Genomic DNA, 21,539 nt, shown 5'->3' with positions numbered 1-21,539 from the left:
CCGGTCGGCCCAGCGCTCGCCGACGGAGTCCGGCTCCCGCCGGAGTGAAGTCCGACGAGCAGCGGGGCAGACAGCAGCGCGGTGTGTGGGCGCATACTAGGTGCGATGACAAAGCCTGCTGCACCGAAGCGTCATTTGCCCACCAGCCCCTTCAAGGCCCCGGTCGTGCCGGCTCCCAAGCACTTCGCCGTGGGCGACCAGGTCACCCACGACGTGTACGGCCTCGGCCGGGTGATCGGCATCGAGGACGGAATCGCGGCACTCGTGGATTTCGGCTCGGAGCGCATGCGGATCCTGAGCCCGTACGCCAAGATGACCAAGCTGTAGAACCGCTGTGCCCGGTCACGGCACGCCAGGACCCTCCGGGGACCTGCAATGCAAGGGAGACCTCTCATCGATCTGACGTCGCTGTTCTCCGCGCAGGAAGGACAGCCCCGCTGTCCCGCCGCAGCGTCGCCGCCGCCGACGGCGAACCCTTTCCAGGCCCCGGACTTCGGGGAGGACGAGACCTTCCTGCTCGAGGAGGTACCGGGGCCCGCCTGAGGATGTGTGCGGCGTGACCCGAGGCGCGCGGCCTCTCCGCGTGCGGTGACTTCGGCAGCAGGCCGCGGGCCGTGGAAGGGCCCCCTGTTCGCAGTGGGGCCCTTCGCCGTCGCCCGTCCGCCTGGGCCGACGCGCCGCCGGAGCCGGAGGTCCTCCGTCCGGCGCGCTGTCAGCGCGTCACGGTCACCAGGCCCAGGATCACCAGTGCCCCTCCCATGAACCCGAACTGCAGCCTCATGCGTGCGAGGCTCTTCCAGGGCGTCCCCCACGGGGTCCTGTAGCGCGGCGAGAACGTCGCGTCCGCCCAGTCCCACACCCGCACGTCCACGCCGCGGAAGCCGCCCGCCACCACGATGAAGGCGCTGCCCGCGATCAGCGCGAGCACCCCACGAAGAACCACGCCGTTTCCCTCCCCGTCCCCGCCGCCACGGCCGGCGCCGGCGCCACCGCGCCGCATTGTCGCAGGGGGCGCCGAAGGGACCCGGCAGCGTCCCGCCGCGCACGAGGGGGGAAACGGTTCTTGAGGGCCGGACCGGGAAAGCGGTCCGGCCCTCGGGTGTTCCTCACCGTCCGGTGGACCGGCCGGGGGCGGTCGGCGGTGCCGGAGGCCGTCGTCAGCGGCGGGGCTTCGGGCGGGAGGGTGCCGGTCGGGACGGGCGGGGGGCGTCCGGGGCGGCGGCCGTCCTGACCGCGGCGGGGCGCGCGGGCTCCCGCCTGGGCGGCTGCGGGCGCGGCACGCGCCGTACGCGGTGCCGGCGGGTGGCCCTGCGGGGCGGGCGGGTCAGGGTGATCTGGCGCACCAGCTGCTGGAAGCAGGCCAGGGACGCCAGCCCCGGCAGCGCGGCCGCCGCGACGTCGACGACGGTCTTGGGCGCCTGGAGGACGCACAGGAGCATGCCGATCGCCGAGAACAGCAGGACCACGCACCAGGAGTGGACGGCGCGCCGCTGGTGCAGCGCGGCGCGCAGGACCGACAGCGACGCCACCAGCCACGGTCCGAAGACCAGCAGGGGCCACCAGGATGCGACACCGGCCTGCATGCGGGACACCGCCACGATACGGAGGGGGTCGTAGGCAACCACTCCGCCGAAGAGGCTCACCCCCGAGGCGGTCACCGCGGCGAGCGCGGCGATGAAATGACTGGCGGTCTGGAGCCCGCTCAGCCGCTTGCGGGGACGGACCCTGCGGTGCCCCCTCGGATGGCTGCGCTGCACCCTCCGCAGCAGGGGCAGTTCCGCGGTGATCTCCTGGAGGTTCTCCAGCGGAGTGCCGGGCCCGGTCCCGTCGGCCGGGTCCGCCCGGTCCAGCAGGTCCGCCGGGACCATCGGCCCCATCAGGTCCACCGGCCCCATCAGGTCCACCGGGCCCATCAGGTCCACCGGGCCCGTCAGGTCGACCCGGCCCGTCAGGCCGACCGGGCCCTCGTCCTGGGGCACCGGGTTCCCGGGCCGCTGCTCCGCCATCGCGTCCTGGAGCATGTAGGCCAGTTCCTCGGCCGGGTCCCAGGCCGCGTCCGGGGGCACCAGCGGCGTCTCGAAATAGGGGTCCGGGGCCCGGTGCCGGCCGGTGCCGCCGCCGAGGTGCGCGCGCGGATAATCGGCTGAGCGGCCTTCGTGGTATTCGGTACGTTCGTCGTACATGCGATGTGTCCGGTTATTCCGCAGGAGTAAGGACGGACCTGTTTTTCGAGCGGCCGGTCCAGCGCCGGGCGAGATCCGCCTCCAGCGCGCTCATCGCGTCCAGGAATTCCCGCAGCAGAGGTCCGGTCACGGCGGGGGCGGCCGGTGCGCCGTCTCCGGCCGGCGTGCCGCCCGCCGCCGTGCGGACCGGGGCGGGGCCGGACGTGTCGCGGCCCGTCGCCGCCGCACGGCCTTCGGGCGCGCCCTCCCGCTCGCGGCCCGCGAGCAGACACACGTGCACGTCCCTGGGTGCCTTCGTCATATCCCCACTAACGCCGCCTTGATCGACCGGATGCGCGGCATTCGGGTGAAGGAATTCGCCGGACAAGACGCAAATGTGCCGCAGGGCGTTGCGTTCGGCCGTCCGCATGCGTTGCGGTGCGGCGCGTCGACCTCATGTCCACCGCAGCGCAATGCGACGGTACCGACGTGCCCCGCTATCCGGTGATGCGGACCCGCCGTGTCTCGCTCACCTGGTCCACGTCCGACACCCGCACCGTCGCCTTCATGATCCAGGTGCCGGCGATCGGCAGGGTGAGGGTGTCGGTTCCCCAGTAGCCGCCCTTGTCGGTGAGGTGCGCGTCGACGGGACCGATCCCGCGGGCGGGCAGCGTCAGCGAGAGCCGCAGCTCGGGGACCGTGGCTAGGCCGCCGTCGGGTCCGTAGACCACGGCCTCCACCGAGTTCTGGCCGACGCGGCCCGGTTCCAGGGTGACCTGCACCGTGCCGTGGCCGCCGGGGGTGCCCACGGTGAAGGGGATCATCGTGACCGACGCCGTGGGGCCGCCCGCTGCCGCGGGGGCGGAGCGGGCCGCCTCGGTGGCCGCGCGGCCGGGCAGGGTGCCGGTCAGCACGGTGGTGACCACCAGCACGAGGACGCCCACGGCCACCTCGGCGAGCACGGAGCGGCGCAGGCCGCGGAGCCGGGGGTCGGGGAGCGGCTCGGGCGCGGGAGGCCCGGCGGGCGGCAGGGCGGGGCCGCCCGCCGGGGCCGGGACCCGCTCCCGCGCCCTGGCGCGCTCCCGGACGGCGGCGTCCGCACCGGTCCTGGCGCCGACTTCCGCCGCCGACCGTGCCGTCCAGTGCCGCGACCGGCTCGCCACCGCCAGCAGCAGCACCACGGCCGCGGTCTTGAGCAGCAGGAGCCGGCCGTAGGTGGTGCCGGTGAGGGCGCTCCAGGAGCCGAGGCCGCGCCAGGACTGGTAGACGCCGGTGACCACGAGCACGGCGACGGCGGCAAAGGCGGTACGCGAGAAACGGGCGGCCACGGCACCGAGCGCGGCGGGTGAGCCGGACGGGGCGGGACCGCCCGTCGTGGCCCGGACGCCGGACGCGGCCGGAGCATCCGGCACGGCCCGGTCCTCCGGGTCAGCCGCATCGTCCGCGTCAGCCGGCGCGTCCGACGTGACAGGGGTGTCCGGCACCGTGCGGGCGTCCGTCGGCGTGGCGTGGTTCAGAGTGGTCAGGAGGGCCGTCAGGCCGCCCAGCCACACCGCCATCGCCAGCAGGTGCAGCACCGTCGAGGCCATCGCCGCCGGCACCTGGACCCCGGCCGACGCGTGATCGGCCGCGGCCCAGGTCAGGGCCAGCGCGAGGGCCAGCGCGGCGCCCGTGGCCAGGGCCGTACGGGTCGGGCGGGCGGCACGGCCGTTCCGGGACAGGCGGACGAGGTGGAGGGCGACGAGCGGCAGCAGCGCCAGGCGGGCCAGCAGCACCAGCCCCGGCCTGCCGGTCAGGGTGCGGGACAGGCCCGACGGGTCGAGCGCCGACTCCGGGCCCCCGCCGGTCTCGTACGGGGCACGCAGCACCAGCAGGACGAGGGTGGAGACGAGCAGCGCCCACCAGCCCGCCACCAGCGGCCGGCGCAGCGGGCCGAGTTCCGGCGGGCGGCAGACCAGCACGAAGGCGGCCGTGCCGACGAGCAGGGCCACGGCACCGTAGGCGGCGTAGCGGGCGAGGTCGTAGAGGCTGCCGGTGACCGGGTCCTCGTCCGGGCCGGTGTCGACGGCGGGGGGCGCGGCGGTCGGCCTGCCCACCGAGAAGGTGAAGGCGCCGGAGACCGGGTGACTGTCCGCCGACACCACCCGCCAGGCCACGATGAACGTGCCCTCGCCGAGCCCGGCGGGGAAGCCGACCCGGGCGGTGTCGCCGCGGCCCGGGGCGTGCCGGGCCCCCTGGGTGGGCACGCGCCGGCCGTCGGGGGAGAACAGCCGGAAGGAGTCGTCGAGCAGGCCGACGGACTCGGTGAAGGTGAGGGTGACGCTGTGCGGTGCCGACTTCAGGACGCTGCCGTCGGCGGGATCGGCGGACCGCAGGGCCGCGTGCGCGGCGGCGGGGCCGGCGCCGCCGAGGACGAGCAGGGCCAGCAGCGCGCCCAGCAGCGCCGCGCCCGGCAGCAGCCGCGGGCGGCCGATCCGCGGGCCGCGTGCCGCGGCCCCGACCCGGTGTTCCGGCCGGCCGCCGCGCGCGCCGGCCCCTCCCTCGCTGCGCCGTCGGGTCACGTCGTCTCTCCGTTGTGGGACTTGCGGCTTCACGAGGGGTACGGACGCCGCGGCCGGATCGCTCACCGCGCCGGGCACCGGACCGTGCGCGGCGCCGTCCGCCGGGACGAGTGCCGGGCCCGCGGCGCCCGGCCTCCGGGGCGGCCGCGTGCGCGCCCGGGGCGTCACCACGTGGGCCGCGCCGACACCCCGCCGTCCACGACCAGGTCGTGGCCCGTGATCCAGGAGGCCAGGGACGAGGCCAGGAAGACGCAGGCGTCCCCCACGTCCTCGGGGCGGCCCAGACGGCCGGTGGCCGTCGCCTCACGCCAGCGGCGCACCCCCTCCGGCCAGTCCTGCGCCAGCCCCTGACGGTCGATCAGCCCCGGGGAGACCGTGTTGACGCGGATGCCGTGCGGGCCGTACTCCAGGGCCGCGGCCCGCGCGTGCATCACCACGGCCGCCTTGGCGGCGCAGTAGTGCGCGTGGCCGGGGGCCGGCCGGTCCGCCTCGACGGAGGCGATGTGGGTGACCGTGCCGCCGTCGTCGTCCCGCATGACCTCCGCGGCGGCCTGGGTGCAGGCGAAGACGCCCGACAGGTTGGTGTCGACGACCTCCCGCCACTGGGCCAGGGCCATTCCGGGCAGCGGCTGCACCGGCTGCACGCCCGCGTTGTTGACCAGGGCCGTCAGCCGCCCGCCGCCCCACTCGGCCGCCTCGCGCACCAGGCGCCGGCATGCGTCCTCCTGCGTGAGTTCGGCCCGCAGCACCACCGCCCGCCCGCCGGCGTCGCGGATCCGTCCGGCCACCTCGTGCGCGCCCCGGACCGCCGTACGGCAGTGCACCGCGACCGCCGCGCCCTCCTCGGCGAACCGCAGCGCGATGCCCCGGCCGATGCCGCCGCCCGCGCCGGTGACGAGGGCGACCTGGCCGGTGAGCAGTCCGTCCCGGGCCGCCGTCACGGGCGGCACAGGTCCGCGATGCGGGCCGCCTGTTCGGGGTAGCGGTCCGCGAGGACCGCCGCGTCCCCGTGCTCGTACCCGTCCGGGGTGAAGCCGGGTGCCATGGTGCAGCCGAAGAGCGTCCAGGCGCCGCCCGCGGCGACCCCCGCGCCCATCCAGGTGCCCGCGGGCACGGTGAACTGCGGGTGCTGGCCGCCGAGTACGTCCGGACCGAGCACGGCCGTGGCCGCGGTGCCGTCGGGCGCGAGGAGCAGCAGCTCCAGCGGGTCGCCCAGGTAGAAGTGCCAGACCTCGTCCGTCGGGAGGCGGTGCAGCGCGGAGAAGTCGCCCGGCTCGGCGGTCAGCAGGGCGACGATCGCGGTGCCCTCCGGGCGTCCGTCGGACCGCGCGGGCCCCGCCCAGGTCTGCCGGAACCGCCCGCCCTCGCGCGGGATCGGCTCCATCCCGTAGTGCGCCACCAGGTCCTCAGGAGTCACCGGGGAAGGCTAACCCCGGGCCCGCGCGGCGGCCCGCCGGAGCGGGCGTCCGGGCCGGGGGTCGCTCCCCCCGGGCCGAGTGCCGTCCCGCCCTGCGGGCGGTTGCGGGGCGTGCCCGGCTGCGCGCGGCCGCGGCCCGGGCGATCATCGGGCCATGGACGTCACTCTGCACCTCGCCCAGGATCCCGAGGCCGACGCGCTCCTCGGGCGCAGTCCGCTCGCCGCACTGATCGGGATGCTGCTGGACCAGCAGATCCCGATGGAGTGGGCGTTCAAGGGGCCGGCGACGATCGCGCGGCGGATGGGCACGGACGACCTCGACGCGCACGAGGTCGTGGCGTTCGAGCCGGAGACCTTCGCGTCCCTGCTGTCGGAGAAGCCCGCGGTGCACCGCTACCCGGGGTCGATGGCCAAGCGGATCCAGCAGTTGTGCCAGTACCTCGTCGAGCACTACGACGGCGACGCGGAGGCGGTCTGGCGGGGCGTCGGGGACGGGCGGGAGCTGCTGCGGCGGCTGGAGGACCTGCCCGGGTTCGGGAAGCAGAAGGCGCAGATCTTCCTCGCGCTGCTCGGCAAGCAGCTCGGGGTGCGGCCCGCGGGCTGGCAGGAGGCGGCGGGGTCCTACGGCGAGCCGGAGTCCTTCCGGTCCGTCGCCGACATCACCGGGCCCGATTCGCTGGCCCGGGTGCGGGCGCACAAGCAGGAGGCGAAGGCCGCGGCCAGGGCGGCGAAGGCGGGCGGGAAGCCCGCGACGTAGGCGGGGCCGTCAGCCGGGTGGCCCCGTCCCGGTGGCGGCGGGCACGCGCCCGTTCGGAGCATGGACCATGACCGAGCCACCGAGCGGCGGCCCCCGGGGCCAGGACTTCGACGACCGCCGCGTCCACGCCGGACGGGCCGCGCGCAGTCCGGCGCCGCGTCCCGACGAGATGCTGGAGGGGCCGCTGCACCAGCTGTCCCGGGCCGCCTGGCAGGCCGTCCTCGCGGCCGGCGCCGCCGCGCTCGTCCTCGGCGTCCTGGTGCTGCTCTGGCCGGGGCCGTCCCTGGTCGTCGCCGGGGTGCTGTTCGGCCTCTATCTGCTCGTCGGCGGGGTGCTGCAGCTCGCGGCCGCGTTCGGCACCCACCGGGCCACCTCGCTGCGGGTGCTGGCCTTCGCCAGCGGCGCCGTGTCGATCCTGCTGGGCCTGTTCTGCTTCCGCGGGGCGATGCAGTCGATCCTGCTGCTCGGGCTGTGGATCGGCATCGGCTGGCTGATCCGCGGCATCACCCAGACCATCGCCGCGATCCACGACCCGTCGGTGCCCGCGCGCGGCTGGCAGATCCTCCTCGGCGTCCTGTCCTTCCTCGCGGGCGTCGTGCTCGTCGTGGCGCCGGTGCCGTCGGTGGCGGTGCTGACCGTGCTGGCCGGCTGGTGGCTGGTCGTGGTCGGCGTCCTGGAGATCGTCACCGCCTTCCGCGTCCGCCGCCACACCTCCGTGATCCCGCAGACGCTGTGAGGCCCCCGCCACACCTCCGCGATCCCGCCGACGCCGCGAGCGCCACACCGCGTGTCCCCGGCACCGCCGCACGCCCCGTCCCGTACGCCGAGTGGGCGGTTCCCCCGGCCGGGACGATGAACGGCACATGCGGTGCGGGGAGATGACGGGGCGTGAGCACCGCACCGCCCGCCCGCCGCGCCGCGCGCCGGCACGCCTGGCTGCGGATGCTCGTCCTGCTGCTCGCCCTGCTCGTACCGGGTGTGCACGCCGGGGCGCACCCGGCCGGCGTCGCCGCGGTGGCCGGCCAGGCCGGCGACGGGACCGCCGAGCAGGACGTCCTGGACGCCGTGCTGCGGCCCGCCGTCCGCACGGCCGAACGGTCCGCGGGGCCGTTGCGGCCCGCGCCGCTGCCCGATGCCGCCCCGCCCGCCGGGGCGGACCCGCGCGCCGCCGGGCCCTCGCGTCCCGCGTGCGTCCCGCACGCCCTGCGCCGCGTGGTGCTGCGCTGCTGACGGACCGGCTCGCCCCCGGTCCACCCGTCCGTACGACGCGAGGAAGCACCGTCATGCCCGGCGACCCCTACGCGGTCCTGCGCGCCCTGCTGCGCGCCGAGGCCGCCCGTACCGACCGTGCCGCAGCCGGCACCCCGACACCGCCTCCGGAGGCCCTCCGGCCGGCCGGGGGGCGCGACCCGCGACCGCCCGCCGCGTCCGAACCGGACCGCGGCTGACCGGGAGCCGGGCGCCCCCGCGGCGTCCGGCTCACCGCCCCCTGCGGGCGGTGCCGAACAGGGACCGGGTGATCTCCCGGCCGAGCTGGGTGCCCACCGAGCGGGCCAGGGAGCGGAACGCGCCGGAGTCGACCACCTGTTCCACCAAGGACGGCCGGCCGGCCTCCTCCCGGCCGCTGCGCTCCCCGGCCGCCGTGCCGCCCGCGCGCTCCGGGCCGCCCGCCCGTGCGGCCTCCCGGTCCTGCGCCGTCCGCCCGGCCTCCGCGGCGGCGAGCCTCTCGTACGCCGACTCCCGGTCCACAGCCTGTGCATAACGTGCGTACAGCGGCGAGGAGCGCACCGCGCGGTCCAGGTCCGCGCCGTCCACCGGGCCCATCAGGGACTCCGGTGCCCGCAGCCGGGTCGCCGCGACCGGGGTCGGGGCGCCGGTCTCGCTCAGCACCGTCACCACGGCCTCCCCGGTGCCGAGACCGGTGAGCAGCTCCTCCAGGTCGTACGCCGAGTTCGGGAAGGTCTTCACGGTGGCCTTCAGGGCCTTCTGGTCGTCCGGGGTGAAGGCGCGCAGGGCGTGCTGGACCCGGTTGCCGAGCTGGCCGAGGACGTCGGCGGGCACGTCCTTCGGGGTCTGGGTCACGAAGAAGACGCCGACGCCCTTCGAGCGGATGAGGCGCACCGTCCGGGTGATGGAGTCCAGGAACGCCCTGGACGCGTCGGTGAACAGCAGGTGGGCCTCGTCGAAGAAGAAGACCAGCTTCGGCTTGTCGGCGTCGCCGATCTCGGGCAGGTCGTGGAAGAGGTCGGCCAGCAGCCACATCAGGAAGGTCGAGAAGAGCTGCGGCTTGTCCTGCACGGCGGGCAGCTCGAGCACGGAGACCACACCGCGCCCGTCGGGGCCGGTGCGCAGGAACTCGGAGGTGTCGAACTCCGGTTCGCCGAAGAAGTCCGTCATACCCTGCGCCTCGAAGGCGGTGAGGGACCGCAGGATCACGCCCGCGGTCGCCGGGGAGAGGCCGCCGATGCTCTTCAGTTCGGACTTGCCCTCGTCGGAGGTGAGGAAGGTGACGACCGCCCGCAGGTCCTTGAGGTCGATCAGCTCCAGCCCCTTGGTGTCGGCGTAGTGGAAGATCAGGCCGAGGGACTGCTCCTGGGTCTGGTTGAGCCGCAGCACCTTCGACAGCAGCACCGGGCCGAAGCTGGTGACGGTGGCCCGCACCGGGATGCCGTGGCCCTGGCCGCCGAGCGCGTAGAACTCGGTGGGGAACCCCTCGGCCGTCCAGTCCTGGCGGACCTCGGCCGCTCGCGACCCGACCCGGTCGCCCGCGGCTCCGGGCGCGGAGATGCCGGACAGGTCTCCCTTGACGTCGGCGAGGAAGACCGGGACGCCCTGCGCCGACAGCTGCTCGGCCATCAGCTGCAGGGTCTTGGTCTTGCCGGTGCCGGTGGCGCCCGCGACCAGGCCGTGCCGGTTGAGCATGGGCAGCGGCACGCGGATCTGCGCGTCGGGCAGGCAGTGGCCGTCCCACACCAGGGCGCCGAGGTCCAGGGCGGGCCCGGTGAAGGCGTATCCGGCGGCGATCGGGGCCGCCTCCGCCGGGAGCGCCGGCCCCGTGCCCGGCGCTCCCGAGGCGGCGCGGTCGGGCGCGCCCTGACTGTCGCTCATCTGAGGCCCCTGTTCCTGGTCTGCCCCGGTTTGCTCCTGCTTTTCCAGCGTCGCACTCCGCCGCCATGGCTGCGCCCGGAACGTCTGGGCCGGTAGGCTTTCCGTGTGATCTTCAAGCGCATCGGAAACGGCCGGCCGTACCCCGACCACGGCCGGGAAAGCACCCGGCAGTGGGCGGACGTCGCGCCGCGCCCGGTCCGCCTCGATCAGCTCGTGACCACCAAGCAGCAACTCGACCTGGAGACGCTCCTCGCCGAGGACTCCACCTTCTACGGCGACCTCTTCGCGCACGTCGTGAAGTGGCAGGGCGACCTCTATCTGGAGGACGGCCTCCACCGCGCGGTGAGGGCGGCGCTCCAGCAGCGCCAGGTGCTCCACGCGCGCGTGCTCGAGCTGGACTGAGCCCGCGCGGACCGGACGGTTCCGCATCAGCTTGGACCTTTCGGGTTCTGCTGCGCGGCGTCCAATGATCATCTAGTAGGAATCGTCGCTCCGGCGCACTACGCTGCGCCCATGAGCATGCTGACTCCCCCCGGCATGGGCGGGCAGTACCGGATCACCGGGAACAAGTACCCGCGGATGCGCAAGCCCCGGCAGCGCGGCAGGCTCGCGTTCCTGGCCGTCGCCTGCGTCGCCGCGCTCGGCCTGCTCGGCTGGGGCACGCTGCAGCTCATCGACGTGTTCACCGGCGGGAGCCAGGCGTCCGCGGCCGGTGGCGGGGCGGACTGCGCGAAGCCGAAGTCGAGCCCCGCGCCGGCGGCCGCGGCCCGGTCGCTGCCCCGGCCCGGGCAGATCACCGTCAACGTCTACAACGCCACGCCCCGCGGGGGCCTGGCCAAGCAGACCGCGGACGAGCTGAAGAAGCGCGGCTTCCGGATCGGCCAGGTGGGCAACGCCGCCAAGGAGTTCGACAAGAAGGTCAAGGGCACCGCGCTGCTCCTCGGACCGCCGTCGGCCATGAACACCTCGCTGCCCGTGCTCGCCACCCAGCTGGCCGGCACCGACCGCCGCGCCGACGGCCGCAGCGGCACCGACGTCGACCTGATCATCGGCGACGGCTTCACGTCCCTGACGAAGCAGCCGGACGCCGCCCGGGCGCTGACCGCCCTGAGCGCCCCGCAGCACGCGGCCGCCACGCCGAAGAAGGGGTGCTGAGGGGCACCGCCACCGCCGGGGGACGGCGAACGGCGGGCCACCGGTCCACGAGGAACCGGCGACCCGCCGTGAGGTGTCGGTGCGCGGAGCCCGCTACTCGGCCGCGCCGTACATCCGGTCGCCCGCGTCGCCGAGGCCCGGGACGATGTAGCCGTGCTCGTTGAGCCGCTCGTCGACGGACGCCGTCACGACCGTGACGGGCGTGCCGGCCAGGTCCCGCTCCATGACCTCCACGCCCTCGGGCGCGGCCAGCAGCACGACCGCGGTCACGTCGTCCGCACCGCGCTTGATCAGCTCCTGGATCGCGGCGACCAGCGTGCCGCCGGTGGCCAGCATCGGGTCCAGGACGTACACCTGGCGCCCCGAGAGGTCCTCCGGCATGCGCGTGGCGTACGTGGAGGCCTCGAGCGTCTCCTCGTTGCGGATCATGCCCAGGAAGCCCACCTCGGCGGTCGGCAGCAGCCGGACCATGCCGTCCAGCATGCCGAGACCGGCCCGCAGGATCGGGACCACCAGCGGGCGCGGGTGGGAGAGCTTGACGCCGGTGGTCCGCGCGACCGGCGTGTGGATGTCGACCTGCTCGGTCCGCACGTCCCGCGTGGCCTCGTAGGCGAGCAGGGTGACCAGTTCGTCGGCGAGCCGGCGGAAGGTCGCGGAATCCGTGCGCCGGTCGCGCAGCGTGGTGAGCTTGTGGGCGACCAGGGGGTGGTCGACGACGTGGAGACGCATGTGCCAACAGTAACCGGGGCCGCCGGCCGGCCGCCCGCCTCCCACCGTCCGGGCGTCCGCGGGGCCCGTGGCACGTTCCCACGGCATCAAACCGTTCGTTCGGGGGAATGCGACAGGCACGGACTGGGGTGGTGAGCCAATGCGTGACCGGGAGTTCCGCGAGGATCCGTCACCGCGCGAGGAGCGCCGGCGGCCGGACGGCAGGGAGACCGAGGGCGAGCGACGACGACGGCGGGCCCAGTTCCTGCGCGACCTCGCCGAGGCCCGCGAGCTGCGGGACCGCGTCCAGCCGCGCCGCGTCAAGGCGGCCCGGCTGCGCCACGCGATGCGCATGCGCACCTTCCGCTGGTAGCGGCACCCGGGGCACGGACGCGGGAGCGGGGCGACACCCCCGGGCGCGCGATCCGGCCGTGGAGGTACCGGGCCGCCGGGCAAAGCCGCGTACGATCCGCAGGTGGCGGCAACGGGTGCCTGGTGGGTCCATGACGGCGATGTGGTCAAAACTGCCAGACACAGGGAGCGGAAGACGTCCCCTCGACGCCCTGTTTCTGCCACGATTCCGAGTGGGTGGGGCTCGGAGCCCAGCTCTCCCCGCCCAGAACCTCCGCCGGGGGGACCCCCAACCGGCACGTCTATGACCAGTGGGAGAGTCACGGTGTACTTCGCCGCACTGCTCGCGCGCACCGAAGACGGGTGGGAAGCGAGCGACACGGAGCTCGACGACGTGGAGACGCTGGCCGACCTGGCCGAGCTCGCCCGGGAGGCCTCGCCCGAGGACGACACGGTGCTCGTCCTGATCGAGCAGGAGGACGCGTGGTTCGGCGTCGTCCGCATCGACGGCGAGGACGACCCGCGCATCTACGTCTCGGACGCCGCCGCCGCCGCCCGCAGTTCCTACGGCGAGATCCTGCTCACCGACGAACTGCTCGGCAGGGAGCCCGGCGACGACGGCGCCGACCTGGACTCCCTCGACCTCGACGGCACGGAGGACGGCGAGCCCGCGTCCGACGACGACGAGGACGACGACGGGTCCGCCGAGGCCATCACGCACAGCCCGCTCGGCGACGGCGAGATCCTCGACGACCTCGGCGTCGGCCCGAAGGAGCTGCGCGCCCTGGACGCCGACGACGCGCTCAACGCGATCGCCGAGGCCCTGGGGGCCTCGGAGGTCCTGGAGACCGTCCGCTGACCGCTGTGGAGAACGCAGGGCCGGCGGACCCCGTCCGCGACCGCTGGCGGGCCGCCATGCGCCTCGCCCTGGGCGAGGCCGAGCAGGCCGCCCGCGGCGGCGACGTACCGGTCGGCGCCGTCGTGCTGTCCGCCGACGGCACGACCGTGCTCGCGGCCGGGCACAACGAGCGGGAGGCCACCGGCGATCCGACCGCGCACGCCGAGGTCCTCGCACTGCGCCGGGCCGCCGCCGCGGTGGGCGAGTGGCGGCTGTCCGGCTGCACGCTCGTCGTCACCCTGGAGCCGTGCACGATGTGCGCGGGCGCGCTCGTCCAGTCCCGGGTGGACCGGGTGGTCTACGGCGCCCGGGACGAGAAGGCCGGAGCCGCCGGATCCCTGTGGGACGTGCTGCGGGACCGGCGGCTCAACCACCGGCCCGAGGTCGTCGAGGGCGTGCTCGCCGAGGACTGCGCCCGGGTGCTGACCGACTTCTTCCGCACCCGCTGAGCCGGCTCCCGGCCCCCGCTGCGGGGGTCCGGGAAACGGATTTCGGACCATGCCCCACCGTGCTGTAAGGTCTCCCTCGGTAGCGTGTCCGAGCGGCCGAAGGAGCTCGCCTCGAAAGCGAGTGTGGCGCAAGTCACCGAGGGTTCAAATCCCTCCGCTACCGCCGATGAAGGGCCCCGTCCGACGGACGGGGCCCTTCGTGCACCCCTGGTTCCGGTGCCGGCACGCAGGGTCACCCGGGAGCGCAAAAACGCCCTGGACCGTGACGCACCGGATGATCCGCTGAAACGGTCCGGCGGTTACACTCACGGCCGGCGACAGGGCCTGGATCACAGCAGTCACAGGGAGGGCCGCGATGGCGGTGAACGCAAAGAGGATCGCCGTCTACGCGCTCGTGGTCTTCGCGCTGTACGTGATCATCACCGACCCGGCCAAGGCCGCGGACTACGTGCAGATAGGCTTCGAGGGCATATCGGACGCCGCCAAGGCCATCGGTGACTTCATGACCTGGGCCGCCAACGGAGGAAAGTGATGATCCGCCACCTGGTCCTCTTCAAGCTCGACGAGGGCGTCGAGCGCGACGACCCGCGCGTCGTCGAGGGCGTCGAGGCCTTCCGCTCGCTGGAGGGCCGGATTCCCGAGATCCGGTTCTGGGAGTGCGCCTGGAACCTCAGCGACCGCCCCATCGCCTACGACTTCGCCATCAACTCGGCCTTCGAGGACCTGGACGCGCTGCGCCGCTACGTCGAGCACCCGGAGCACCAGGCGGGCGTCGCCCTGTGGCACGAGTTCGCCACGTGGGTGATCGCGGACTACCCGTTCTGAGACGCCCGGCGGCCCGGCCGCACCCCTTGCCCCGCACCGCCACGGTGCGGGGTTTCGCCATGTCTCGGATGTATTTCATCCCTCAACACGTGCATATGCGGTGCTTGAACACGATGGACCTGTCTTGTGATGCTATGACCGCTTTTGACGGATGAGTTGATCGACGAAGAGGTGGCGTTGACCGTGTCGGCCAGTACTGCGCCACCCCAGGAAGAGGCTGCCGTCCAGCCCCAGGCCCCCGCGCAGCCCCCCGCCCCGGAGAAGCGCCGCGGCGCCGACACCCGGGCGCTCACCCAGGTGCTCTTCGCCGAGCTGAAGGAGCTCGACCCCGGCACGACGGAGCACACCCGCGTGCGCGGGGCGCTCATCGAGGCGAACCTCCCGCTCGTGCGCTACGCGGCCGCCCGCTTCCGCTCCCGCAACGAGCCGATGGAGGACGTCGTCCAGGTCGGCACCATCGGCCTGATCAACGCCATCGACCGCTTCGACCCCGAGCGGGGGGTGCAGTTCCCGACGTTCGCGATGCCGACGGTCATCGGCGAGATCAAGCGGTACTTCCGCGACAACGTCCGCACCGTCCACGTACCGCGCCGGCTGCACGAGCTGTGGGTGCAGGTGAACAGCGCGACCGAGGACCTGACGACGTCCTTCGGGCGCACCCCGACCACGGCCGAGATCGCCGAGCGGCTGCGCATCACCGAGGAGGAGGTGCTCTCCTGCATCGAGGCCGGGCGGTCGTACCACGCGACCTCCCTGGAGGCCGCGCAGGAGGGCGACGGGCTGCCCGGCCTGCTCGACCGCCTCGGCTACGAGGACCCGGCCCTGGACGGCGTGGAGCACCGCGACCTGGTCCGCCACCTCCTCGTCCAGCTCCCCGAGCGGGAGCAGCGGATCCTGCTGCTGCGCTACTACAGCAATCTGACCCAGTCCCAGATCAGCGCGGAACTCGGCGTCTCGCAGATGCACGTGTCCCGGTTGCTGGCCCGCAGTTTCCAGCGGCTGAGATCCGCAAACAGGATCGAGGCGTAACCGCCAGGAGCGAATCCGCTCCGGGGCAGATCCCGACATCCCGGGCCCGACACACCGTCAGACGCCGTGTGTGCAGGGCCTATTCGCGTCTCGGATGTCGACATGTCACTACAGCGTGTTGCCGACATGTGACATTCTGCCGGAAGCGCGTTTGCCGGGGCTTCGGCGCCGGTATTCAGGTGAGGGCCGGTGTTCTTCTCCGGGAGGGCCCCGGCCGCGACCGTCCCGCGACCCAGAGGGGGTGGCATGTCCGCAGATCAGGGCAGCTCCAAGGTGCTCACGCTCATGAAGAGCGAGGGCACGCCCGAGGCGCTCGGCGCCCTCGGCGGCCTCAACGACGCAGTGGCCCTCCCGGCCGCCGCGGCCCCGGACCTTCCGGCCGAGCCCGCTCCGGTCCCGCCGGCCGCGGAGGACATCGACACCCGCACCCTGTCCCGCTCCCTCTTCCTGCGGCTCGCCACGCTCTCCGAGGACAGTCCCGAACGCGCCTACGTCCGGGACACCCTGATCGAGCTGAACCTCCCGCTGGTGCGCTACGCGGCGGCCCGCTTCCGCTCGCGCAACGAGCCGATGGAGGACATCGTCCAGGTCGGCACCATCGGCCTGATCAAGGCCATCGACCGCTTCGACTGCGAACGGGGCGTCGAGTTCCCGACGTTCGCGATGCCGACGGTCGTCGGCGAGATCAAGCGCTTCTTCCGCGACACCTCGTGGTCGGTCCGGGTGCCCCGGCGCCTGCAGGAGCTGCGGCTCGCGCTGACCAAGGCCGGCGACGAGCTCTCGCAGAAGCTCGACCGCTCGCCGACGGTCGCCGAACTCGCCGCCGTGCTGGGGGTGTCGGAGGAGGACGTCGTCGACGGCCTGGCCGTGGGCAACGCCTACACCGCGTCCTCGCTGGACTCTCCGGCCCCCGAGGACGACGGCGGCGAGGGCTCGCTGGCGGACCGTCTGGGCTACGAGGACACGGCATTGGAGGGCGTCGAGTACCGCGAGTCGCTCAAGCCCCTGCTCGCCAAGCTCCCGCCCCGCGAACGGCAGATCATCATGCTGCGGTTCTTCGCCAACATGACCCAGTCGCAGATCGGCGAGGAGGTCGGCATCTCGCAGATGCACGTCTCCCGGCTGCTGACCCGGACGCTGGCGCAGCTCCGCGAGGGACTCATCTCCGACTGAGCCGCGAGGAGCTCGTCGCCGGCCGAGCCGTCCCCGCATCCGCTGCGGGGACGCGCAGGCGGGGAGCGTCGGCCGCGGGGCGCGGCGCCCCGGGCGCCGCCGTGGAGCACGGGGAGGCCCCCTTCGGACCCCGGCCGCCGAGGCGTCGTGACGGCCGCCCCGGCGGCCGTCGTCGTGTGCGCGGGGCCGCGTATGCGGGGCCGCGCGCCGGCGTACACGCGGGCGGACCCGCGCACGGCCGGCCGGCGACGGCATCCCGGAGCGCGTGGGAGCGGGCGGCCCGGGCCGGATGAGGCGCCGGGGCACGCCCGACGGACCCCGCGCGAACGCGGGGTCCGTGAAGGAGTGGGAGGTCCGCCCTACTTCAGCGCGAGCCAGGCCACCGCGGCGACGACGAGCACGGCCACCACGATGCCGACGATCAGGCCGACGCGCGGACCGGCGGAGGCCTGCTGCGGCGCGGCCGGGGGAGCCTCGTCGACGAACGCGCGGAACATCTGCGTGCTGCCGGCGGAGTCAAAGTTGCCCTGGGGGCCCTGCGTGTTAGCCATGGCCCGAGACCCTAGCGAAAACGCGGGGGCGGCCCAACCCGGGGTCCGGTCGAGGTTTTGTGCAGAGGTCGCGGGCGCCGTGGGCGCTTCCCCCGGGGCCGCCTTCCGGACCACGGGCACGGAGGGCGGCCCTCGCCCGCGGCACCACTCGCCGCCCCGACCCTGACACCCGCGGTTCACCTGCGAATTTACACACGCAATACACATCTTTGCCGATTCTTTGCTGCCCTCTCGACCCACTTGTTTGCCTGCAGCAACCAACCTCCTCTATGGTTGCCCTAAGCAACGAATACGGGAGGTGTGATGGCCGGGCAGGCGCAGTACGAAGAACTGGCGCGTCAGCTCAGCGCCGTCGGGGCCGTGAAACGGGACATGGGACGGATCCTGCCGCCCGACTGCCCGGCCGGATCGGCCGCCGTGCTGACCCTGCTCGGCCGCCACGGCGACATGCGCATGAGCAAGCTCGCGGAGCTGCTCTCCGTGGACATGTCGGTCACCAGCCGGCATGTCGCGCACGTCGCCGACCGCGGCTGGATCGAGCGGTTCCCCGACCCGGCGGACAGGCGCTCGCGCATCCTGCGCCTGACGCCCACCGGTATGGAGCAGCTCGACGAGCTGTCCCGGCGGACCAGCCATCTGCTGGCGGAGCGGCTGAGCGACTGGACCGACGACGAGGTCGGCCAGCTCATCCGGCTGATGACCCGGCTGCGCGCCAGCTTCGGCGACTGCCGGTCCGCCCCGGTCCGGATCCCCGCCCCCGTAGTCGAAGAGACCACCCGTACACCCGCAAGCACGTAAGAAAAGGAAGCCCATGGCAACGACCACACCAGCCGGTGTGCGGGCTCACGCCAAGCACGGGGGAGGCTCCTCCGACGGCGCTCCGATGACGCACCGGCAGATCATGGAGGCGCTCTCCGGGCTGCTGCTCGGCATGTTCGTGGCGATCCTGTCGTCCACGATCGTCTCCAACGCGCTGCCGCACATCATCAACGACCTCGGGGGCGGCCAGTCCGCCTACACCTGGGTCGTCACCGCCGCCCTGCTGTCGATGACCGCGGCCACCCCGCTGTGGGGCAAGCTCGCCGACCTGTACAGCAAGAAGGCGCTCGTCCAGATAGCCCTGATCATCTACGTCGTCGCCTCGGCGGCGGCCGGTCTGTCGCAGAACCCGGGCATGCTGATCGCCTGCCGCGTGGTCCAGGGCATCGGCGTCGGCGGCCTGTCCGCCCTGGCGCAGATCGTCATGGCGGCGATGATCTCCCCGCGCGAGCGCGGCCGTTACTCCGGCTACCTCGGCGCCACCTTCGCCGTCGCCACCGTCGGCGGCCCGCTGCTCGGCGGTGTCATCACCGACACCTCGTGGCTGGGCTGGCGCTGGTGCTTCTACGTCGGCGTCCCCTTCGCCGTCATCGCGCTGATCGTGCTGCAGAAGACCCTGCACCTGCCCGTCGTGAAGCGGGACGTGAAGGTCGACTGGGGCGGCGCGTTCTTCATCTCCGCCGCGGTGTCGCTGCTGCTGGTCTGGGTCACCTTCGCCGGTGACAAGTTCGACTGGGTGTCGTGGCAGACCTACGCGATGGTCGGCGGCGCGATCGTCCTCGGCGCGCTGTTCGTCCTCGTCGAGTCGAAGGCGAGCGAGCCGATCATCCCGCTGCGGCTGTTCCGCAACCGCACCATCACGCTCGCCTCGCTCGCCTCGCTCTTCGTCGGCATCGCGATGTTCACCGGCACCGTGTTCTTCAGCCAGTACTTCCAGCTCGCCCGGGACAAGTCCCCGACGATGTCGGGTGTCATGACGATCCCGATGATCGGCGGCCTGTTCGTCTCCTCCACCGTCTCCGGCCAGTTCATCACCCGCACCGGCCGCTGGAAGGCGTGGCTGGTCAGCGGTGGCGTGCTCGTGACCGCCGGTCTGGGCCTGCTCGGCACCATCCGGTACGACACGGCCTACTGGAAGATGGCCGTCTTCATGGCCCTGCTGGGTCTCGGCATCGGCATGATGATGCAGAACCTGGTGCTCTGCACGCAGAACCAGGTCGAGCCGAGCGACCTCGGCTCGGCCAGCTCCACGGTCACCTTCTTCCGGTCCCTCGGCGGTGCGGTCGGCGTCTCCGCGCTCGGCGCGGTGATGGCCCACCGGATCACCGACTACGTCAAGGACGGCCTGGCCGCACTCGACCCGCGGTACGCCGCCGCCCTGGCCGGATCCAAGTCCAGCGACACCATCCCGGACATGGACGCGCTGCCGAAGCCGCTGCGCACGGTCATGGAGAGCGCCTACGGCCACGGCATCGCCGACGTCTTCTTCATCGCCGGCTGCCTCGCCGCGCTGGCCTTCCTCATCACCCTGTTCATCAAGGAGGTCCCCCTGCGTACCAAGGGCGGTATGGCCCAGGCCGCCGAGGGCGAGCCCGCCCCCGTCGACCCGGCCGCGACGCCGACCGTCGCCGAGGCCCAGGACCCGGCCGTCGTCGAGTCCGCGGTCGCGGCCGAGGAGAAGGTGCCCAGCTGGGCCGCGGCCGCGGCCCCCGAGGCGGGCCCCGCGGGCACGCAGCGGCTCGCCGCCGTCGCCACCGCGGCCGCCGCCGAGCCTGCGCCGGCCGCCGGCGGCGGGATCCCGGTGCGCGGCTTCGTCCGCGGCGCCGAGAGCGCGCCGGTGCCGCGGGCCGCCGTCACGCTGATCTCGCTGGCGGGCCGCCAGCTGGGCCGGTCGGTCGCGCAGGCCGACGGCGCCTACGCGGTGGACGCCCCGGGCGCCGGCTCCTACGTCCTGATCGCCTCCGCCGACGGCTTCCAGCCGCAGGCCTCCACCGTCGTCGTCAACGACGAGCCGGTCGCGTACGACATCCTGCTCAGCGGCACCAGCGGCCTGAGCGGTGTGGTGCGGGCCGCGGAGGGCGCACTGCCGGTCAAGGACGCGATGGTGATCGTCACCGACGTGCGCGGCGACCTGCTGGCCACCGGCACCACCGGCGAGCAGGGCGAGTTCTCCTTCGCCGAGCTGGTCCCCGGCGCGGTGACCGTCGCGGTCAACGCCGCCGGCTACCGGCCGCGGGCCCTGCCCGTCGAGGTGAGCGGCACCGGCGTCACCCGCGTCGAGGTCGAGCTGGACTCCGGAGCCCAGCTCCAGGGCGTCGTCCGGGCCCCGCACGGGCCCCTCGCCGACGCCCGTGTGACCCTGGTCGACGCGGCGGGCAACGTGGTCGGCACCGCCACCACCGGCACCGACGGGGCGTACGCCTTCACCGACCTCAACAGCGGCGAGTACACCGTCATCGCGACGGGCTACCCGCCGGTGGCGACGGCCCTGACGGTCTCCGGCCGCGGTACCGACGACCACGACATCGCGCTCGCCCACCCCGGCGAGTGACGGAACCCGGCCCGCGGCCGGCGCGCCCCGCATCGGGAGCGCCCGCCGCGGGCCGGCTTTCTTACGACCATTTTGTACTGCTTTTCAGGGAGAAAACGGGATGGGACTGACCGCGAGGATCCGCACCCGGGACGGATGGGCCGTGTCGCACGCGGTCGTCACGGTGACCGACATGACGGGCACGCAGGTGCTGCGCGCCGGGACCGACCACGAGGGAACCGTCCGGGACACGACCGAGCTGGCGCCCGGCGCCTACACCGTCATCGTCACGGCCGTCGGGTACGCGCCCGCCGCCTCCAGCGCGATCGTCACGGCGAGCGGCCGTGCCGAGGTCGGCACGGTGACCCTGGCCCGGCAGGGCGGCACGGAGCTGCCGCCGCCCGGCCCGTGGACCATCGACCCGGTCCACTCCTCGGTGGCCGCCGTCGCCCAGCACCTGGGCATCTCCAGCGTGCACGGCCGGTTCACCGACTTCGGGGGCACCATCGAGATCGCCCCCGACGACGTCACCACGTCCCGGGTGGAGGCGGTCATCCGCGCCGACTCCGTGGACACCGGCAACGGCATGCGTGACGGGCACTTGAAGTCCCCGGACTTCCTGGACGTCGGGACGTACCCGGAGATCACCTTCCGCTCGACCGGGGTGAGCGCCGCCGGCCCGGACCGCTGGACCGTCCACGGCGAGCTGGGCATGCACGGCGTGCTCCGCCCGGTCGACCTGGACCTGGCCTACCTCGGCACCGGCGCCGACCCCTGGGGCGGCACCCGGGCCGCCTTCCGCGCGACCACGGAGCTGCGCCGGGAGGACTTCGCCATGAACTACAACCAGGTCCTCCAGGCCGGCATCGCGGCCATCGGGACGACCCTGAAGGTGGAACTCGACATCCAGGCCGTGCAGGGCGACTCCCTGCCGGCCGTCTGACGGGCGGACCACCGCGGCCGGCGGGCCGGCCGACGCGGCGGTGCGCACCCCCGGGTGCGCGCCGCGCCGCTCGCGCACGCGCCCCGAGGGGCCGGCCGGGTGC

The 21,539-nt window shown here is 73.9% G+C and carries 27 protein-coding genes and 1 tRNA gene; 19 read left to right on the top strand and 9 right to left on the bottom strand.

The annotated features are described in order from the left end of the window. Nucleotides 1-105 precede the first annotated feature (105 nt). Nucleotides 106-327 (top strand): hypothetical protein, encoded by a 222-nt coding sequence (locus P3H78_RS27310; protein WP_276111837.1) that lies wholly within the window; start codon nt 106-108, stop codon nt 325-327. Nucleotides 328-375: 48 nt separating this feature from the next. Further along, on the top strand, nt 376-543 hold the full coding sequence (locus P3H78_RS27305; RefSeq protein ID WP_276111836.1) for a hypothetical protein: 168 nt from the start codon (nt 376-378) through the stop codon (nt 541-543). Between the two features lie 169 nt (nt 544-712). Here P3H78_RS27305 and P3H78_RS27300 read toward each other — a convergent pair whose 3' ends face one another. The 6 genes from P3H78_RS27300 to P3H78_RS27275 form a co-directional block, all read right to left on the bottom strand. Beyond that, nucleotides 713-943 (bottom strand): hypothetical protein, encoded by a 231-nt coding sequence (locus tag P3H78_RS27300; protein WP_276111835.1) that lies wholly within the window; start codon nt 941-943, stop codon nt 713-715. 214 nt (nt 944-1,157) lie between these two features. Then, on the bottom strand, nt 1,158-2,183 hold the full coding sequence (locus P3H78_RS27295; RefSeq protein WP_276111834.1) for a DUF2637 domain-containing protein: 1,026 nt from the start codon (nt 2,181-2,183) through the stop codon (nt 1,158-1,160). 13 nt (nt 2,184-2,196) lie between these two features. Continuing rightward, nucleotides 2,197-2,550, bottom strand: coding sequence for a hypothetical protein (locus P3H78_RS27290; protein ID WP_276111833.1), 354 nt, complete (start codon nt 2,548-2,550; stop codon nt 2,197-2,199). 109 nt (nt 2,551-2,659) lie between these two features. Beyond that, nucleotides 2,660-4,603: a copper resistance CopC family protein gene (locus P3H78_RS27285; RefSeq protein WP_438828050.1), complete on the bottom strand. Its 1,944-nt coding sequence runs from the start codon at nt 4,601-4,603 to the stop codon at nt 2,660-2,662. A gap of 284 nt (nt 4,604-4,887) precedes the next feature. Further along, nucleotides 4,888-5,664, bottom strand: a complete 777-nt coding sequence (locus tag P3H78_RS27280) for an SDR family NAD(P)-dependent oxidoreductase (protein ID WP_438828048.1) — start codon at nt 5,662-5,664, stop codon at nt 4,888-4,890. Then, nucleotides 5,661-6,140 carry a cupin domain-containing protein gene (locus P3H78_RS27275; RefSeq protein WP_276111831.1) on the bottom strand — a complete coding sequence of 160 codons (480 nt, stop codon included), beginning with the start codon at nt 6,138-6,140 and terminating at the stop codon, nt 5,661-5,663. Before P3H78_RS27275 ends, P3H78_RS27280 begins: the two co-directional genes overlap by 4 nt. A 154-nt stretch (nt 6,141-6,294) precedes the next feature. On the opposite strand from P3H78_RS27275, the gene P3H78_RS27270 reads away from it, so the two are divergent. The 4 genes from P3H78_RS27270 to P3H78_RS27255 all read left to right on the top strand — a co-directional run bounded on the left by P3H78_RS27270 (nt 6,295) and on the right by P3H78_RS27255 (nt 8,345). Beyond that, nucleotides 6,295-6,897, top strand: a complete 603-nt coding sequence (locus P3H78_RS27270) for an HhH-GPD-type base excision DNA repair protein (RefSeq protein ID WP_276111830.1) — start codon at nt 6,295-6,297, stop codon at nt 6,895-6,897. A gap of 67 nt (nt 6,898-6,964) precedes the next feature. Continuing rightward, nucleotides 6,965-7,633 carry an HdeD family acid-resistance protein gene (locus P3H78_RS27265; RefSeq protein WP_276111829.1) on the top strand — a complete coding sequence of 223 codons (669 nt, stop codon included), beginning with the start codon at nt 6,965-6,967 and terminating at the stop codon, nt 7,631-7,633. A gap of 152 nt (nt 7,634-7,785) precedes the next feature. Continuing rightward, nucleotides 7,786-8,127: a hypothetical protein gene (locus P3H78_RS27260; protein WP_276111828.1), complete on the top strand. Its 342-nt coding sequence runs from the start codon at nt 7,786-7,788 to the stop codon at nt 8,125-8,127. A 53-nt stretch (nt 8,128-8,180) separates the two neighbouring features. After that, nucleotides 8,181-8,345, top strand: a complete 165-nt coding sequence (locus P3H78_RS27255; protein WP_276111827.1) for a hypothetical protein — start codon at nt 8,181-8,183, stop codon at nt 8,343-8,345. 31 nt (nt 8,346-8,376) lie between these two features. On the opposite strand, the gene P3H78_RS27250 is transcribed toward P3H78_RS27255, so the two are convergent. After that, a complete protein-coding gene (locus P3H78_RS27250) occupies nt 8,377-10,005 on the bottom strand; it encodes a helicase HerA-like domain-containing protein (protein ID WP_276111826.1) in 1,629 nt (542 codons plus the stop codon). A gap of 105 nt (nt 10,006-10,110) precedes the next feature. Here P3H78_RS27250 and P3H78_RS27245 point away from each other — a divergent pair, with 105 nt between their 5' ends. Together P3H78_RS27245 and P3H78_RS27240 are read left to right on the top strand one after the other, a co-directional pair. Continuing rightward, nucleotides 10,111-10,407 (top strand): type II toxin-antitoxin system VapB family antitoxin, encoded by a 297-nt coding sequence (locus P3H78_RS27245; RefSeq protein WP_004943146.1) that lies wholly within the window; start codon nt 10,111-10,113, stop codon nt 10,405-10,407. A gap of 111 nt (nt 10,408-10,518) precedes the next feature. Further along, complete coding sequence (locus tag P3H78_RS27240; RefSeq protein WP_276111825.1) at nt 10,519-11,160, top strand: LytR C-terminal domain-containing protein; 642 nt, start codon at nt 10,519-10,521, stop codon at nt 11,158-11,160. 93 nt (nt 11,161-11,253) lie between these two features. Here the strand turns inward: P3H78_RS27240 and upp are convergent, their stop codons facing one another. Further along, nucleotides 11,254-11,889, bottom strand: coding sequence for a uracil phosphoribosyltransferase (gene upp, locus P3H78_RS27235; RefSeq protein WP_276111824.1), 636 nt, complete (start codon nt 11,887-11,889; stop codon nt 11,254-11,256). Between the two features lie 139 nt (nt 11,890-12,028). On the opposite strand from upp, the gene P3H78_RS27230 reads away from it, so the two are divergent. From P3H78_RS27230 to P3H78_RS27195, 8 genes are all read left to right on the top strand, one after another. Further along, nucleotides 12,029-12,241, top strand: a complete 213-nt coding sequence (locus tag P3H78_RS27230) for a hypothetical protein (protein WP_276111823.1) — start codon at nt 12,029-12,031, stop codon at nt 12,239-12,241. A gap of 303 nt (nt 12,242-12,544) precedes the next feature. Further along, nucleotides 12,545-13,078: a tRNA adenosine deaminase-associated protein gene (locus tag P3H78_RS27225; RefSeq protein WP_276111883.1), complete on the top strand. Its 534-nt coding sequence runs from the start codon at nt 12,545-12,547 to the stop codon at nt 13,076-13,078. 56 nt (nt 13,079-13,134) lie between these two features. Then, nucleotides 13,135-13,566: a tRNA adenosine(34) deaminase TadA gene (gene tadA / locus P3H78_RS27220; protein WP_276111882.1), complete on the top strand. Its 432-nt coding sequence runs from the start codon at nt 13,135-13,137 to the stop codon at nt 13,564-13,566. A gap of 78 nt (nt 13,567-13,644) precedes the next feature. Then, nucleotides 13,645-13,729: transfer RNA gene (locus tag P3H78_RS27215), tRNA-Ser, on the top strand. Nucleotides 13,730-13,921: 192 nt separating this feature from the next. After that, nucleotides 13,922-14,098, top strand: a complete 177-nt coding sequence (locus P3H78_RS27210) for a hypothetical protein (RefSeq protein ID WP_276111822.1) — start codon at nt 13,922-13,924, stop codon at nt 14,096-14,098. After that, a complete protein-coding gene (locus tag P3H78_RS27205; RefSeq protein ID WP_276111821.1) occupies nt 14,098-14,391 on the top strand; it encodes a Dabb family protein in 294 nt (97 codons plus the stop codon). Before P3H78_RS27210 ends, P3H78_RS27205 begins: the two co-directional genes overlap by 1 nt. Before the next feature lie 144 nt (nt 14,392-14,535). Next, nucleotides 14,536-15,420 (top strand): RNA polymerase sigma factor SigF, encoded by an 885-nt coding sequence (locus P3H78_RS27200; protein WP_276111820.1) that lies wholly within the window; start codon nt 14,536-14,538, stop codon nt 15,418-15,420. Between the two features lie 246 nt (nt 15,421-15,666). Further along, entirely contained in the window at nt 15,667-16,593 is a 927-nt protein-coding gene (locus P3H78_RS27195) for an RNA polymerase sigma factor SigF (RefSeq protein WP_276111819.1), read from the top strand. Between the two features lie 359 nt (nt 16,594-16,952). Here P3H78_RS27195 and P3H78_RS27190 read toward each other — a convergent pair whose 3' ends face one another. Continuing rightward, complete coding sequence (locus P3H78_RS27190) at nt 16,953-17,144, bottom strand: hypothetical protein (RefSeq protein ID WP_276111818.1); 192 nt, start codon at nt 17,142-17,144, stop codon at nt 16,953-16,955. Nucleotides 17,145-17,447: 303 nt separating this feature from the next. Here P3H78_RS27190 and P3H78_RS27185 point away from each other — a divergent pair, with 303 nt between their 5' ends. From P3H78_RS27185 to P3H78_RS27175, 3 genes are all read left to right on the top strand, one after another. After that, the gene (locus tag P3H78_RS27185) at nt 17,448-17,942 is read left to right on the top strand and encodes a MarR family winged helix-turn-helix transcriptional regulator (RefSeq protein WP_276111817.1); all 495 of its coding nucleotides are present in this window, start codon (nt 17,448-17,450) and stop codon (nt 17,940-17,942) included. An 85-nt stretch (nt 17,943-18,027) separates the two neighbouring features. Continuing rightward, the gene (locus P3H78_RS27180) at nt 18,028-20,514 is read left to right on the top strand and encodes an MFS transporter (RefSeq protein ID WP_498073053.1); all 2,487 of its coding nucleotides are present in this window, start codon (nt 18,028-18,030) and stop codon (nt 20,512-20,514) included. A gap of 100 nt (nt 20,515-20,614) precedes the next feature. Then, nucleotides 20,615-21,436 (top strand): YceI family protein, encoded by an 822-nt coding sequence (locus P3H78_RS27175; RefSeq protein ID WP_276111815.1) that lies wholly within the window; start codon nt 20,615-20,617, stop codon nt 21,434-21,436. Nucleotides 21,437-21,539: the final 103 nt, after the last annotated feature.

Source organism: Streptomyces tropicalis (assembly GCF_029269835.1).
GTDB lineage: Bacteria > Actinomycetota > Actinomycetes > Streptomycetales > Streptomycetaceae > Streptomyces > Streptomyces tropicalis.
The sequence above is the reverse complement of the archived record's forward strand: the minus strand, read 5'-3'. Positions and strand labels throughout refer to the sequence as shown.

Excerpts from the sequence above, each read along its gene's own strand:
- P3H78_RS27205 (WP_276111821.1), top strand. The coding sequence starts at position 14,098 with ATGATCCGCCACCTGGTCCTCTTCAAGCTCGACGAGGGCGTCGAGCGC.
- P3H78_RS27210 (WP_276111822.1), top strand. The coding sequence starts at position 13,922 with ATGGCGGTGAACGCAAAGAGGATCGCCGTCTACGCGCTCGTGGTCTTC.
- P3H78_RS27195 (WP_276111819.1), top strand. The coding sequence starts at position 15,667 with ATGTCCGCAGATCAGGGCAGCTCCAAGGTGCTCACGCTCATGAAGAGC.
- P3H78_RS27190 (WP_276111818.1), bottom strand. The coding sequence starts at position 17,144 with ATGGCTAACACGCAGGGCCCCCAGGGCAACTTTGACTCCGCCGGCAGC.
- P3H78_RS27230 (WP_276111823.1), top strand. The coding sequence starts at position 12,029 with ATGCGTGACCGGGAGTTCCGCGAGGATCCGTCACCGCGCGAGGAGCGC.
- P3H78_RS27295 (WP_276111834.1), bottom strand. The coding sequence starts at position 2,183 with ATGTACGACGAACGTACCGAATACCACGAAGGCCGCTCAGCCGATTAT.
- P3H78_RS27180 (WP_498073053.1), top strand. The coding sequence starts at position 18,028 with ATGACGCACCGGCAGATCATGGAGGCGCTCTCCGGGCTGCTGCTCGGC.
- P3H78_RS27305 (WP_276111836.1), top strand. The coding sequence starts at position 376 with ATGCAAGGGAGACCTCTCATCGATCTGACGTCGCTGTTCTCCGCGCAG.
- P3H78_RS27255 (WP_276111827.1), top strand. The coding sequence starts at position 8,181 with ATGCCCGGCGACCCCTACGCGGTCCTGCGCGCCCTGCTGCGCGCCGAG.
- P3H78_RS27310 (WP_276111837.1), top strand. The coding sequence starts at position 106 with ATGACAAAGCCTGCTGCACCGAAGCGTCATTTGCCCACCAGCCCCTTC.
- P3H78_RS27240 (WP_276111825.1), top strand. The coding sequence starts at position 10,519 with ATGAGCATGCTGACTCCCCCCGGCATGGGCGGGCAGTACCGGATCACC.
- P3H78_RS27185 (WP_276111817.1), top strand. The coding sequence starts at position 17,448 with ATGGCCGGGCAGGCGCAGTACGAAGAACTGGCGCGTCAGCTCAGCGCC.
- tadA (WP_276111882.1), top strand. The coding sequence starts at position 13,135 with ATGCGCCTCGCCCTGGGCGAGGCCGAGCAGGCCGCCCGCGGCGGCGAC.
- P3H78_RS27265 (WP_276111829.1), top strand. The coding sequence starts at position 6,965 with ATGACCGAGCCACCGAGCGGCGGCCCCCGGGGCCAGGACTTCGACGAC.
- upp (WP_276111824.1), bottom strand. The coding sequence starts at position 11,889 with ATGCGTCTCCACGTCGTCGACCACCCCCTGGTCGCCCACAAGCTCACC.
- P3H78_RS27175 (WP_276111815.1), top strand. The coding sequence starts at position 20,615 with ATGGGACTGACCGCGAGGATCCGCACCCGGGACGGATGGGCCGTGTCG.
- P3H78_RS27250 (WP_276111826.1), bottom strand. The coding sequence starts at position 10,005 with ATGAGCGACAGTCAGGGCGCGCCCGACCGCGCCGCCTCGGGAGCGCCG.
- P3H78_RS27270 (WP_276111830.1), top strand. The coding sequence starts at position 6,295 with ATGGACGTCACTCTGCACCTCGCCCAGGATCCCGAGGCCGACGCGCTC.